The 13,672-nt window shown below is 68.7% G+C and carries 10 protein-coding genes, 2 tRNA genes and 1 pseudogene; 9 read left to right on the top strand and 4 right to left on the bottom strand.

Annotation, left to right across the window (positions count from 1 at the left end; genetic code table 11):
• Positions 1-148: 148 nt before the first annotated feature.
• The 3 genes and pseudogenes from OG974_RS16265 to OG974_RS16255 form a co-directional block, all read right to left on the bottom strand.
• Entirely contained in the window at positions 149-349 is a 201-nt protein-coding gene (locus OG974_RS16265; protein WP_327283425.1) for an excisionase family DNA-binding protein, read from the bottom strand.
• Positions 342-841 (bottom strand): annotated as a pseudogene (locus OG974_RS16260) (replication initiator); the annotation flags it as partial. The gene OG974_RS16265 and the pseudogene OG974_RS16260, both read right to left, overlap by 8 nt.
• Positions 842-955: 114 nt before the next feature.
• Positions 956-1,026 (bottom strand) — tRNA-Gly (locus OG974_RS16255).
• A 168-nt stretch (positions 1,027-1,194) separates the two neighbouring features.
• Between OG974_RS16255 and OG974_RS16250 the strand changes: the two genes are divergently transcribed.
• From OG974_RS16250 to clpX, 5 genes are all read left to right on the top strand, one after another.
• Positions 1,195-1,271, top strand: a tRNA-Pro gene (locus tag OG974_RS16250).
• Between the two features lie 163 nt (positions 1,272-1,434).
• The gene (gene tig / locus OG974_RS16245) at positions 1,435-2,817 is read left to right on the top strand and encodes a trigger factor (protein ID WP_327283424.1); all 1,383 of its coding nucleotides are present in this window, start codon (positions 1,435-1,437) and stop codon (positions 2,815-2,817) included.
• Between the two features lie 332 nt (positions 2,818-3,149).
• A complete protein-coding gene (locus tag OG974_RS16240; RefSeq protein ID WP_327283423.1) occupies positions 3,150-3,767 on the top strand; it encodes an ATP-dependent Clp protease proteolytic subunit in 618 nt (205 codons plus the stop codon).
• 86 nt (positions 3,768-3,853) lie between these two features.
• Positions 3,854-4,525 carry an ATP-dependent Clp protease proteolytic subunit gene (locus OG974_RS16235; protein WP_323179072.1) on the top strand — a complete coding sequence of 224 codons (672 nt, stop codon included), beginning with the start codon at positions 3,854-3,856 and terminating at the stop codon, positions 4,523-4,525.
• A 153-nt stretch (positions 4,526-4,678) separates the two neighbouring features.
• On the top strand, positions 4,679-5,965 hold the full coding sequence (clpX, locus tag OG974_RS16230; RefSeq protein WP_030297265.1) for an ATP-dependent Clp protease ATP-binding subunit ClpX: 1,287 nt from the start codon (positions 4,679-4,681) through the stop codon (positions 5,963-5,965).
• A gap of 112 nt (positions 5,966-6,077) precedes the next feature.
• Here the strand turns inward: clpX and OG974_RS16225 are convergent, their stop codons facing one another.
• The gene (locus OG974_RS16225; RefSeq protein ID WP_327283422.1) at positions 6,078-7,022 is read right to left on the bottom strand and encodes a hypothetical protein; all 945 of its coding nucleotides are present in this window, start codon (positions 7,020-7,022) and stop codon (positions 6,078-6,080) included.
• Positions 7,023-7,151: 129 nt separating this feature from the next.
• Between OG974_RS16225 and OG974_RS16220 the strand changes: the two genes are divergently transcribed.
• The 4 genes from OG974_RS16220 (at position 7,152) to OG974_RS16205 (ending at position 13,670) form a co-directional block, all read left to right on the top strand.
• A complete protein-coding gene (locus tag OG974_RS16220) occupies positions 7,152-9,773 on the top strand; it encodes a valine--tRNA ligase (RefSeq protein ID WP_327283421.1) in 2,622 nt (873 codons plus the stop codon).
• 151 nt (positions 9,774-9,924) lie between these two features.
• Positions 9,925-11,370, top strand: a complete 1,446-nt coding sequence (locus OG974_RS16215) for a glycosyl hydrolase (RefSeq protein ID WP_328762746.1) — start codon at positions 9,925-9,927, stop codon at positions 11,368-11,370.
• Positions 11,371-11,372: 2 nt separating this feature from the next.
• Positions 11,373-12,200: a hypothetical protein gene (locus OG974_RS16210; protein WP_327283419.1), complete on the top strand. Its 828-nt coding sequence runs from the start codon at positions 11,373-11,375 to the stop codon at positions 12,198-12,200.
• Positions 12,201-12,221: 21 nt separating this feature from the next.
• The gene (locus OG974_RS16205) at positions 12,222-13,670 is read left to right on the top strand and encodes a glycosyltransferase family 2 protein (protein ID WP_327283418.1); all 1,449 of its coding nucleotides are present in this window, start codon (positions 12,222-12,224) and stop codon (positions 13,668-13,670) included.
• Positions 13,671-13,672 lie beyond the last annotated feature (2 nt).

Genomic DNA, 13,672 nt, shown 5'->3' with positions numbered 1-13,672 from the left:
CGTATGCCTTGGCCACGGCGGTCTGCCCGGTCCCGCTGGCCAGCTTGTCGGCCCGGCAACGCCGTACGAGTGGCGCTGAAATCTCCGCCATGTTGACGGCGCCGAAGACGGGCTTCAAATGGCGCTTTACGCCGTCGCTTTCCAGCCATCAGGCAGCCACCAGCCCACACCGACGAGGCTCGACGGTGTTGGCGGCGGTGTACGCGTACACGGCGCTCTCGGGGATCCGCACGCGCCGCCCGACCTTCACGTAGGTGATCCGACGCTCCTCGACCAGCCGCCGAGGAAACCTCACGGTGGTCCCGAGCAGCTCGGCGACCTGGACGACGGACAGGTATCGATCAGCCATGCTGCTCCCCCTTCAGGGCTTCGCGGGCGGTCTCTCGGTTGAGCTGGATGTCGCGGGCGACGGGTGGCGGCGAGGACCGACTCCCCCGGGCTGCGCCCGTGGCCGGCGTACTGCCAGGAGACGAGGACGAGCACGCTGTCCGGCTCGATGTCGTCCAGGCCACGGGCTTCGCGTTCCTGGGCGGCGCGGTAGTCGGCGCGGGTCTGGCGTAAGGCCCCGAGGGTGGTCGAGTAGGAGCGCGACTTCGTGGAGAAGTGACCGCGGAAGCCGAGCATGTGCGACCAGGCGGCGAGGCGCCGGTCCGGATAGAGCGGGTCGAGGTCGAAGCGGGCCCCGATCAGGCGTGCGGTGTGGTCCGGCACGTGGAGGAGCACCAGCGCCTCGCGATTCCCGACGCGCCAGTTGAGCGTGCCGGTGTTCTCGGCCGCCTTGGTCGCGTACCCAACGGAAGGTTCGGGCGGGCTGGTCTCCAGCCGCCGGGACTTTGACCGCCACGCGGAAGGACACGCGCAAGGGCAAGGGGCATGTAGGACTGATCGCTGACCCCGGGAATGACTAAGGGCCAGGCGGAGGAAAAATCCTCTGACCTGGCCCTTCGTGCTTCAGAGCGGGCGACGGGAATCGAACCCGCGTAGCTAGTTTGGAAGACTAGGGCTCTACCATTGAGCTACGCCCGCAACACGTGCGCCGCAGGTCCGGGGACCGCGGCACGGACAGCATCCTAGCGGGTCGGGCCGGGGGAGTGCACACTCCATTGCGCGCCCGCGGTGCGGCGTCCTGAAACGTTCGTTCAAAACCCCGCGCATCAGAGGGTCTCCAGGCATGTACCCTACGTGTCGCACCGACGGGGTGTGGCGCAGCTTGGTAGCGCGTCCGCTTTGGGAGCGGAAGGTCGTCGGTTCGAATCCGGCCACCCCGACCACCAGCATCGCCATCGCAAGATCGCGTTGTGGGCTGATTGCCGCTTGCGGTTACTATGCAAGCTGCGTGCCCGTGTGTCTGATGTACCGGGCCGAATCCGCCGAACCGCTGAATCGCAGCGTGGACGCAGAACCCCAAGCAGTCAGCCACAAGGAGACCGAACCGTGAAGAGCGCCGTGGAGACCCTGAACCCGACTCGGGTTCGGCTCACTGTTGAGGTGCCCTTCGAGGAGCTCAAGGACAGCCTCGACGCGGCGTACAAGAAGATCAACCAGCAGGTCACGGTGAAGGGCTTCCGTAAGGGCAAGATCCCCGCCCGGGTCATCGACCAGCGCTTCGGCCGTGGTGCGGTGCTGGAGGAGGCCGTCAACGACGCGCTCCCGAAGTTCTACACCGAGGCCGTCAACGAGGCCGACCTGAACCCGCTGGGCCAGCCCGAGGTCGACATCACGGAGCTGAAGGACGGCGAACTGCTGGCCTTCACCGCCGAGGTCGACGTCCGCCCCGAGATCGAGATCCCGGACTACTCCGGCATCGAGGTCGAGGTCGACGCGGTCGAGGTCTCCGACGAGGACATCGAGAAGTCGGTCGAGCAGCTGCGCGGCCGCTTCGCGTCCACGAACGACGTCGAGCGCGCCGCCGCCGAGGGTGACGTCGTCACCCTCGACCTGGAGGCCAAGGTCGACGGCGAGGTGCTGCCCGACGGCGTCGCCTCCGACGTCTCGTACACCATCGGCTCGGGCGAGCTCCTCGACGGCATCGACGAGGCCGTCAAGGGCCTGGAGGCCGGTGGCGAGGCCACCTTCACCTCCCAGCTGAAGGGCGGCTCCGCCGAGGGCAAGGACGCCGAGGTCACCGTCAAGGTCTCCAAGGTCTCCGCCCGCGAGCTGCCGGAGCTGGACGACGAGTTCGCGCAGATGGCGAGCGAGTTCGACACCCTTGAGGACCTCAAGGCGGACAGCCGCAAGCGCCTTGAGAACATGAAGCAGTACGACCAGGCCACGCAGGCCCAGGAGCGCGTCCTGGAGAAGCTGCTGGAGCTCGTCGAGGTGCCGATCCCCGAGAAGCTGCTTGAGGACGAGGTCAACACCCGCAAGCACAACCTGGAGCACCACCAGCTCGGCCAGATGGGCCTGACCATCGAGAAGTACCTGGAGTTCCAGGGCAAGACGGTCGAGGAGTTCGACGCCGAGACCAAGGACCAGGCGATCAAGGGCATCAAGACCCAGTTCGTCCTGGACGCGCTGGTCAACAAGGAGAAGCTGGGCGTCGACCAGGAGGAGCTCACCGAGCACCTCATGCGCCGTGCCGCTTCCTCCGGCATGTCCCCCGACCAGTTCGCGCAGGCCGTCGTCGAGGGTGGCCAGGTGCCGATGCTCGTCGGCGAGGTCGCCCGCGGCAAGGCCCTCGCGGTCGTCGTCGAGGCCGCCAAGGTCGTCGACACCAACGGTGAGGTCGTCGACCTGTCCGACGACGAGGACGAGGTCGAGACGGCCACGGAGACCGTCGAGGCCGCTGTCGAGGGTGACGCCGAAGAGGCCAAGTAACACCCTGGGTGCCGCCCCGCGCGGCACCCGCTGAGCAGCATCCCGAAGGGCCCGTACGCAGCCGTGTACGGGCCCTTCGGCGTACCGTCGCGAGGGCCCCTCCCGGTGGCCCGCACAGGGCCCGCAGCCGGCCCGCGCAGAGCCCGCGGACCTTGCGCTCCGAGCGAACAGTTCGGGAAGCGGGATGGCGTTGTCCGACCTGCGCGTTAGGGTCCATGAATACGAGGGCACGGGAGTACCCGGACGCCGACGGCCACGGCCGCCGACCGGTCCGCGCCCCAGAACGAGACGCTGAGACGGCATGTGGCCGTCGGAGACGAGCAGGTGGATACGTGACGAATCTGAAGCCTTACGCCGCGGGTGAGCCGTCCATCGGTGGCGGCCTCGGCGACCATGTCTACAACCGGCTGCTCGGCGAGCGCATCATCTTCCTCGGCCAGCAGGTCGACGACGACATCGCGAACAAGATCACGGCGCAGCTCCTCCTCCTGGCCGCGGAGCCGGAGAAGGACGTCTACCTGTACATCAACAGCCCGGGCGGCTCGGTGACGGCGGGCATGGCGGTCTACGACACCATGCAGTACATCCCGAACGACGTCGTCACCATCGGCATGGGCATGGCGGCCTCCATGGGCCAGTTCCTGCTCACCGGCGGCGCCCCGGGCAAGCGCTTCGCGCTCCCGAACACGGACATCCTGATGCACCAGGGCTCCGCCGGCATCGGCGGCACCGCCTCGGACATCAAGATCCAGGCCGAGTACCTGCTGCGCACGAAGCAGCGCATGGCCGAGATCACCGCCCACCACTCCGGCCAGACCGTGGAGGCGATCATCCGCGACGGCGACCGCGACCGCTGGTTCACCGCGGAGGAGGCCAAGGAGTACGGCCTCATCGACGAGATCATCTCCGCCGCGTCGCTGGTCCCGGGCGGCGGCGGCACCGGGGCCTGATCCCGGCCCCGGCGCGCGGGGCCTCGTACGAGGCCCCGTACGCCCGCCCGCACCCGGCAAGCCCCAGCCCGCAGAACGCCACCAGGATGGTGAACACCCAGATGCACATGAACAACCTCTCTCCCGCGAGCGGCCTCTACACCGGCGCGCCGGTGGACAACCGCTACGTCGTCCCGCGCTTCGTCGAGCGCACCTCGCAGGGCGTGCGCGAGTACGACCCGTACGCGAAGCTCTTCGAGGAGCGCGTGATCTTCCTCGGCGTGCAGATCGACGACGCCTCCGCCAACGACGTCATGGCGCAGCTGCTGTGCCTGGAGTCGATGGACCCGGACCGCGACATCTCGATCTACATCAACAGCCCCGGCGGCTCGTTCACCGCGCTGACGGCCATCTACGACACGATGCAGTTCGTGAAGCCGGACATCCAGACGGTCTGCATGGGCCAGGCGGCCTCCGCCGCCGCCGTCCTGCTGGCCGCAGGCACCCCCGGCAAGCGCATGGCGCTGCCGAACGCCCGTGTGCTGATCCACCAGCCGTCCGGCGGCACCGGCCGCGAGCAGCTCTCCGACCTGGAGATCGCGGCCAGGGAGATCCTGCGCATGCGTGACCAGCTGGAGACCATGCTGGCCAAGCACTCGACCACGCCGATCGAGAAGATCCGCGAGGACATCGAGCGCGACAAGATCCTGACGGCCGAGGACGCGCTCGCGTACGGCCTGATCGACCAGATCGTCTCGACCCGCAAGAACTCCCACTGACCCTTGCCGCCAGTTGGCGTGGGCACGTCGTCACATTCGGCGATGTGAACCACGTCAAGGGGGCCCCGTAGGGGGCCCCCGGCAAGGTACCGTCGGATATGAGGCACCAGGAGCGCTGAACCAAGCGTCTCCCAGGCGAAGGGGAAGCACCTCGTGGCACGCATCGGTGACGGCGGCGACCTGCTCAAGTGCTCGTTCTGCGGAAAGAGCCAGAAGCAGGTGAAGAAGCTCATCGCAGGACCCGGTGTGTACATCTGCGACGAGTGCATCGACCTCTGCAACGAGATCATCGAGGAGGAGCTCGCGGAGACCTCCGAGGTCCGGTGGGAGGAACTCCCCAAGCCTCGCGAGATCTACGAGTTCCTGGAGAGCTACGTCGTCGGCCAGGAGCCGGCGAAGAAGGCGCTCTCGGTGGCGGTCTACAACCACTACAAGCGCGTCCAGGCCGGCGAGAACGGCGGCGCGCAGGGCCGTGACGACGCGATCGAGCTCGCGAAGTCCAACATCCTGCTGCTGGGCCCGACGGGCTCCGGCAAGACGCTGCTCGCCCAAACGCTCGCGCGCATGCTCAACGTCCCGTTCGCCATCGCTGACGCGACGGCGCTGACGGAGGCCGGGTACGTGGGCGAGGACGTCGAGAACATCCTGCTCAAGCTGATCCAGGCGGCCGACTACGACGTCAAGAAGGCCGAGACCGGGATCATCTACATCGACGAGATCGACAAGGTCGCCCGCAAGAGCGAGAACCCGTCGATCACGCGCGACGTGAGCGGTGAGGGCGTGCAGCAGGCCCTGCTGAAGATCCTGGAGGGCACGACGGCTTCGGTCCCGCCGCAGGGCGGCCGCAAGCACCCGCACCAGGAGTTCATCCAGATCGACACGACGAACGTGCTCTTCATCGTGGGCGGCGCCTTCGCCGGCCTGGAGAAGATCATCGAGTCGCGTGCGGGCGCCAAGGGCATCGGCTTCGGGGCGACGATCCGCTCGAAGCGCGAGATCGAGGCGAGCGACCAGTTCCAGGAGGTCATGCCGGAGGACCTGGTGAAGTTCGGGATGATCCCGGAGTTCATCGGCCGTCTGCCCGTCATCACTTCGGTGCACAACCTGGACCGCGAGGCGCTGCTGCAGATCCTGGTGGAGCCGCGGAACGCGCTGGTGAAGCAGTACCAGCGGCTGTTCGAACTCGACGGCGTCGAGCTGGACTTCGAGCGCGAGGCGCTGGAGGCCATCGCGGACCAGGCGATCCTCCGCCAGACGGGCGCGCGCGGCCTGCGCGCCATCATGGAAGAGGTCCTGATGTCGGTGATGTACGAGGTCCCGTCCCGCAAGGACGTGGCCCGCGTGGTCATCACGGCGGACGTCGTCCGCTCGAACGTCAACCCGACGCTGGTCCCGCGCATCGTCCCGAAGGACCAGGGCCCGCAGGAGAAGTCGGCGTAGCCGTCACCTGACGCAACACGAGGAGGGGCGCCCCGGACATCCGGGGCGCCCCTCCTCGTTTTCAGGAGCGAGTCCGGCGCTGGGCGAGGGCCCGCGCCGGCCGCCCGTCCGGTCAGACCTTGGTCCGCGAGGTGTTGTAAAGCTTCGCCGCCAGCTTGGCGACGTCCTCCAGGGTGCCCTGGCTGCCGCCGGTCAGGAGCGTGGTCTGGTCCATGTGGTTGACCGCGCCCAGGGTGGAGTAGTCGCTCCAGGCGCAGGTGGGGAGCACGATCGAGTTGGGCTCGCCGGGCTTGGTCGTCTTCGTCGTGGTCATCTTGATCTCGACGCACTTCATGACCGCGCCCTTGAATCCGTCCGGCGTGAACGCCTTGGGGGAGCCGACCTTTTCGTACTTCAGGCCGAGCTTGTCGGTGTCCGGGTTGGGCGCGCCGATCGAGTTGAAATAGCCGTCGAGAGCCTTCTCCGGGTCATCGATCTGCCCCCAGAAGCCGCTCGCGGTCATCTGCTTGGCCTTGCCCGGGGTGCCGCTCAAGTACTGCTGGCTCGACTGGTGCGCGTCCTTGACGCCGATGGCCTCGGCCTTGGCCTTCTGCTCGCCCGTCAGGGGCGTGTCACCCTTCGCGGTGCCGACCGCCTGGTCGTTCTTCGCGTAGCTGTCGACCGAGGCCGGGTAGGTCAGCTTGTAGCCCTTGGTGTCCGCGGCCACCGAGCCCGAGGCGCCGCCGCCCTTCGTGAAGTACCAGCCGGCGCCGCCGATCGCCGCGACCGCGACGATAACCGCGATCACCACGCCCGCCTTCGACTTCTTCGGCGGCTGCCCGCCGTACGGGGGCTGCTGCGGCGGCATGCCCGGCTGCTGGTAGCCGTAGCCCGGCTGGGGCTGCTGCTGGGGCTGCTGCTGGGGGTAGCCCTGCGGGGGGACGCCCGGCGGGGGCTGCTGCGGGTAGCCGTAGCCGGGCTGCGGAGCGGGCTGCCCGTAGGGCCCCGGCTGCGGGCCTCCGTACGGTCCCGGCTGCTGCGGCTGCTGGCCGTACGGCCCAGGCTGGTTGTAACTCATGCCCGCGTCCCCCTTCAGGAATCCTTTATGTGTTTCAGACATCCTGACGGAAGCCGGAGCTGCGCAAGGCGCCGGGCCCCCCGATTACCGGTTTCATGACTGGACTGTTACGGCTCTAAACTGTGCCTCGTGACCGAGAACACGCAGACACCCAGCAGCCCCAACTCCGAACTGCCGACCGCGTACGCTCCGGCCGAGGTAGAGGGGAAGCTCTACGAGCGCTGGGTAGAGCGTGGCTACTTCACGGCCGATCCCGCGAGTGAGAAGCCCGCGTACACCATCGTCATCCCGCCGCCGAACGTCACCGGCTCCCTGCACCTGGGGCACGCCTTCCAGCACACGCTCATGGACGCCCTGACCCGCCGCAAGCGGATGCAGGGCTTCGAGTCGCTGTGGCTGCCCGGCATGGACCACGCCGGCATCGCCACCCAGAACAAGGTCGAGCAGCAGCTCGCCGAGGAGGGCAAGTCCCGCCACGACCTGGGCCGCGAGGAGTTCGTCGAGCGGGTCTGGCAGTGGAAGGAAGAGTACGGCGGCAAGATCCTCGGCCAGATGCGTCGCCTCGGTGACGGCGTCGACTGGTCTCGTGAGCGCTTCACCATGGACGAGGGCCTGTCCAAGGCCGTCCAGACGATCTTCAAGAAGCTCTACGACGACGAGCTGATCTACCGCGCCGAGCGCATCATCAACTGGTGCCCCCGCTGTCTGACGGCCATCTCCGACATCGAGGTGGAGTACCAGGAGGACGCGGGCGAGCTCGTCTCGATCAAGTACGGCGAGGGTGAGGACACCCTGGTCGTCGCCACGACCCGCGCCGAGACGATGCTCGGTGACACGGCCGTCGCCGTCCACCCGGACGACGAGCGCTACAAGCACCTCGTCGGCAAGCTCATCAAGCTGCCGCTCACCGACCGCTCCATCCCGGTCGTCGCGGACACGCACGTCGACCCGGAGTTCGGCACCGGCTGCGTCAAGGTGACCCCGGCGCACGACCCGAACGACTTCGCCATCGGGCAGCGCCACGGCCTGCCCAACATGACGATCATGGACGAGCACGGCAACATCACCGTCCACGGCCCCTTCCTCGGCCTGGACCGCTTCGAGGCCCGGTCCGCGGTCGTCGGAGCGCTGCGCGAGCAGGGCCGGATCGTCTCCGAGAAGCGCCCCTACCTGCACTCCGTCGGGCACTGCTCCCGCTGCTCCACCACCGTCGAGCCGCGCCTGTCGCTGCAGTGGTGGGTCAAGGTCGAGACCCTCGCCAAGGCCGCCGGTGACGCGGTCCGCGACGACCGGGTCACGATCCACCCGAAGGAGATGGAGAAGCGCTACTTCGACTGGGTCGACAACCTCAACGACTGGTGCATCTCGCGCCAGCTGTGGTGGGGCCACCGGATCCCGGTCTGGTACGGCCCGGACGGCGAGATCGTCTGCGTCGGCCCGGACGACGAGGCGCCCACCGGCGAGGGCTGGCACCAGGACACCGACGTCCTCGACACGTGGTTCTCCTCCGGCCTGTGGCCGTTCTCCACGCTCGGCTGGCCGGAGAAGACCCCGGACCTGGCGAAGTTCTACTCCACCGACGTCCTGGTCACCGGCCACGACATCATCTTCTTCTGGGTCGCCCGGATGATGATGTTCGGCCTGTACGCCATGGACGGCGAGGCGCCGTTCAAGACGATCGCGCTGACCGGCCTGGTCCGCGACGAGCGCGGCAAGAAGATGTCGAAGTCTTTCGGCAACGTCGTCGACCCGCTGGACTGGATGGACAAGTACGGCTCCGACGCCGTCCGTTTCACCCTGGCCAAGGGTGCCAACCCGGGCACCGACGTGCCGATCGGCGAGGACTGGGTCCAGGCCTCCAGCAAGTTCGCCAACAAGATCTGGAACGCCACGCGCTTCGCGCTGATGAACGGCGCCACGATCGAGGGCGAGCTGCCCCCGGTCGAGCAGCTGTCCGCCACCGACCGCTGGATCCTGTCCCGCCTCAACAAGACGGTCGCGCAGGTCGACGCGTACTACGACGACTTCCAGTTCTCCAAGCTCAGCGAGGCGCTCTACCACTTCGCGTGGGACGAGGTCTTCGACTGGTACGTCGAGCTGTCGAAGACGACGTTCTTCGCGGGCGGCGAGCAGGCCAAGGTCTCCAGCCGGGTCCTCGGCGAGGTCATCGACGTCATGCTGCGGCTGCTGCACCCGGTGGTCCCGTTCGTCACCGAGACCCTGTGGACCACGCTGACCGGCGGCGAGTCGCTCGTGATCGCCGACTGGCCGAAGGACAGCGGCTTCCGCGACGCAGCCGCCGAGGCCGAGATCGAGGGCGTCCAGAGCCTGGTCCGTGAGGTCCGCCGGTTCCGCAAGGAGCAGGGCCTCGACGACAAGCAGAAGGTCCCGGCCCGCCTGGACCTGGCCGGCACCGCGCTGGCCGCGCACGAGGCGGCCATCCGCCAGGTGCTGCGCCTGCAGCCCGAGGGCGACGACTTCAGCGCCACCGCGACCCTCCCGGTCGCCGGCGCCACCGTCGCGCTCGACCTCTCAGGCACCATCGACGTGGCCGCCGAGCGCAAGCGCCTCACCAAGGACCTCGGCGCCGCCGAGAAGGAGAAGCAGCAGGCCGAGGCGAAGCTCGGGAACGAGGCCTTCCTGGCCAAGGCCCCCGACAACGTCGTGGACAAGATCAAGGGCCGGCTGGCCAAGGCGGAGGCGGACATCGCCCGCATCCAGGCCCAGCTGGACACTCTGCCCGCCGCGTAACACGTACGAACGGTGAACCCTCGGCCCCCGAGCACATTGCTCGGGGGCCGACGCGTAGGGTGACACCGGCCCCAGGGGTTTCGCCCAACGGCAGGGGGTCGTAGTCGGCGGGCTGTCGACCGAGGGGGGTCTCGGAGTGTGGGGTCGTGACGTGCCAGGTCACGTGGCGCCGGATCGGGTGGCGCCGGGGCAACAGGCTTCGGGCCGCCTGGTGTTGGGCCGCGAGCTGAAGCGCCGCAACCTCCTCCTCGGGGCGGCGGCCACCGCGGCCACGGGCGGCGCCCTCGCCGGAGTCGCCGCGTTAGGCACCTCGCGAGCCCCCGCCACCGGCCTCCAACAGGACCTGGTGTCACGCGATCCCAAGGCCTCCGAGGCGGCCCGGGCCGTGTACAAGTTACTGGCAGGCCTGGAGGCGGATGCCCGTGCCGGCCGGCGCCGCGGCACCCTCATGGGCCAGCACGCCGAGGTGCACAACGAGCGGTACAACCCGGAGTACGGCGACCACAGCGGTCCCAAACCACCCGGCTACTACTACCGAAAACCCCAGGACATCACCGGGAAGTTGCCGGCCTTCCTCGAACTGGACCTGGGCCCCGGCTACCAGCAGGACAGCTGGGGCGTGGGCGAGCCGCGGGACTACTCGCGCGCCGCCTGGCCCGCCCGCCGCGAGTTCTGGACCTACACGAACGACGTCGTGGACCTCGCCATGGGCGTCTGGCACGGACTGCCCCGCAAAGACGACGGGTCCTACAACCCGAGCGGCACCGAACGCCTCTGGAACGGCACCAAGACCGTGCTGCCGACCAACGGGGGAGCACCCGCAGGCCTGGTCGGGATGTCGTTCCACCAGCCGTGGCCGGGCAGCCCCGTCAAGAGCTACGACCAGACGCTGCGTCGCAACGCCCCCTCGGCGAAGGACCCGGGCTGGATCGACCGGCTGATCACCCCCGGCACCCCCGAGCACGCCGCGCTCCTGCTCGACCTCTCGTTCCTCGCCGACCACCTCGGCTACCTGGCCGCCTACGACGTTCCCGTACTGCTGCGTCCGTACCACGAGATGAACTCCCTCGGCGGCGAACAGAGCTTCTGGTGGGCGGGGCTGAAGCCCCGGCAGTACACGGCCCTGTGGGAACTGCTCTACCACTACCTGGTCGGCTCCCGCGGCCTGCACAACCTGATCTTCGTCTGGGCCCCCACGGCCTGGGACGCCGTCCACGGCAGCGATCCGTGGGACTTCTACCCGGGCGCCGAGTACGTGGACGTCGTCGGTGTCGACGACTACAGCGGAAGCCCGGACCAGCCCTTCGACCCGGCCGCCTGGACCTCGACTTGGCACCACGGCCTCAAGGACTACGGAAAGCCCCGGATCCTCGCGGAGTCCTTCCACGTGCCGCTGGGCGCCGCGCAGCGCACGACGCTCGACCAGTCCCCCTGGGTGCTGTGGACCGTGTGGGGCGACGGACTCACCGCGAAGAACTCCCCGGCGGACGTGCAGCAGACCTACAACGACCCCAAGACGATCACCGGGGGCCGTGAACCGGGCCCCGCTGGAGTGCAGTGGCTCACCCTGCACGACGGATCACCCGAGAAGGAGTGAAGTTGAGCGCGCTAACGCCACGCGCCCACCGCGTGGCCGCCTTCGTGGCCATCGGATGGGCGGGGGTCCTGCTCCTGTGGGCCCTGTACAACTGCTTCTGGCAGGTCGGCGTCGTCGACTTCCTGCAAGGCATCGTCTACTACGGCATCGGCGACGGCTCCGGAGCCGCCGAGACGTTCAACCTCAACTGGGGCGTCGTCTACGTGGCGGGCGGCCTGCTCGTGCTGCGCGGGAACACCCTCGGCCGGGGCATCGTCATCGGCGGCGCCGCCATCGAGGGCTACAACCGGATGCGCAGCCTGACGGGCGCCCTGTTCGACGAGAAGCAGACCGACTACTTCACCTCGACCCTCCAGGGCGGGCTGAAGCTGGCGACGTTCGCCGTCGGGGTCCTCGTGACCGGCGCCCTGATCGTGCTGCTGCTGCGGGACTTCGCCGCGTACGAGCCCTGGCAGCCACCGGTGAACCCCTGGACCCAGCAGGCACACGAGGCCCGGCAGGCCCACGAGCAGGCCCAGCGCGCGTCAGCTGCCCAGCAGGCGCAACCGCAACTCCAGCAGCAGCCGCAGTTCCCGCAGCAGCAGATGCCGCAGGCGCCTCAACCCGCGCAGCCCGCACACGGGTTCGGGCCCGCTCCGTCCTACCCGGGGCAGCCCGCGCCCCAGCTGCCGCAGACGGGCTACGCCCAGCCGCAGCCGCAGCCGCAGCCGCCTCAGCAGCCCCAGCCTCAGCAGCCCCAGCCGCCGCAACCCGGTTACGGGCCCGGCCCCTACGGCGGCCAGTCCGCCTGGCCCCAGCAGCCCCAGCAGTCGCCGCCGCAACAGCAGTAGGAATCCCGAAGGATCCTTCCCATGACCCTCGCCCCCTTACAAGAGGTCGCGACGACGTCCCGTCGCGATGCGAAACTGGTGCAGCGCCATGCCGATTGGAAGCCCAGCGTGCTGGCCTTCCTGCTGCCCTTCCTGGTCCTCGTCAGCTTCGGCCTGTGGGTGTTCGAGCCGAACCCGACCCCGCTCGGCTGGACCCTGTCGGTCATCTGGTCGCTGCCCGCCATCGGTGTCATGGTCGGCTTCCAGGGCGTCCTGTTGATCCGCCGCCGGCTGCGCAAGGCGCACGAGATGGTTCCGCCGGCGCCGGTGGAGGAGGACTTCCTCATCGTGCTCGTGCCGACCATCGGCCGCCACGACACCTACCCGGCGCTGGAGCGCTCGGTCCTCAGCTACGTGGACCACCTTCCTGCGTACTTCCCGCGCATGCGGGTCGACGTGCTCACGGAGGAGGACTGCGAGGCGGCCGCCCGGATCGACGACCTGGCCGCGATGAACGACCTGATCCGCGTGGTCACCGTGCCCAAGGCGTACGAGACGGCCAACGGGACCCGGTTCAAGGCCCGCGCGAACCACTACGCCCACGAACTGCGGATCGACGAGGGCGAGGCCCTCGACGACGTCTGGGTGCTGCACATGGACGACGACACCGGGGTCGGCCCCGACACCGCCGCGTCCATGGCCCAGTTCGTCAACCGCCAGCGACGGGAGGGCGCCGCGGGCAAGCACATGGCGCAGGGCATCCTCGCCTACCCCCGCGAGAACGCGGTGAACCGTTTCACCTGGCTGGCCGACGCGGTCCGCCCCGCTGACGACATAGCCCGGTTCCGGGCCTTCACCGGCCTCGGCACCCCGGTCGCCGGCGTGCACGGCGAACTGCTGCTGCTCCGGGCCTCCATCGAGGCGACGATCGGCTGGGACTTCGGGCCCAAGGCCATCGTCGAGGACGCGCAGCTGGCGCTGACGTTCTGCCGCAAGTACCCGGGCCGCAGCGACTGGTTCAACGGCCGCTGCTACGGCGCTTCCCCGGCCACCACCAGGGACTTCATCAAGCAGCGCGAGCGCTGGGCGTGGGGGCTGGTAGCGCTCTGCTTCAACCGCACGGTGCCGTTCCGCTACCGCTGGTTCCTGATGCTCTGCATGGTCAGCTGGGTCCTCGGCCCGCTCCAGCACGTCGCGACCGTCCTCCTGGTGGCCTGGTTCATCGGCGATTTCAACACCTCGCCCGTGACCCAGTCCGTCGTGATCATGTGGTCGCTCAGCTTCGCGTACGTCATCTGGACGTACTGGGAGGGGCTGCGGCTCAACGCCCTGGTCTCCGCGAACGGCAAGCGCCGCTGGTGGGAACCGTTCGCCGTGCTCGGCCTCATCCCGCTGTTCTCCGTACTCGAAGGACTCGGCGGCCTGCGCGGGCTGATCAAGTTCATCAAGCGCGAGGAGAACAAGTTCGTCGTCATCGCCAAGCCCGCATGAGC

The organism is Streptomyces sp. NBC_00597 (assembly GCF_041431095.1).
Classification (GTDB): domain Bacteria; phylum Actinomycetota; class Actinomycetes; order Streptomycetales; family Streptomycetaceae; genus Streptomyces.
The sequence above is the reverse complement of the archived record's forward strand: the minus strand, read 5'-3'. Positions and strand labels throughout refer to the sequence as shown.

Bases quoted from the DNA above. Each gene is read 5' to 3' on its own strand.
- OG974_RS16235 (WP_323179072.1), top strand. From the start codon at position 3,854: ATGGTGAACACCCAGATGCACATGAACAACCTCTCTCCCGCGAGCGGC.
- OG974_RS16205 (WP_327283418.1), top strand. From the start codon at position 12,222: ATGACCCTCGCCCCCTTACAAGAGGTCGCGACGACGTCCCGTCGCGAT.
- OG974_RS16265 (WP_327283425.1), bottom strand. From the start codon at position 349: ATGGCTGATCGATACCTGTCCGTCGTCCAGGTCGCCGAGCTGCTCGGG.
- OG974_RS16225 (WP_327283422.1), bottom strand. From the start codon at position 7,022: ATGAGTTACAACCAGCCTGGGCCGTACGGCCAGCAGCCGCAGCAGCCG.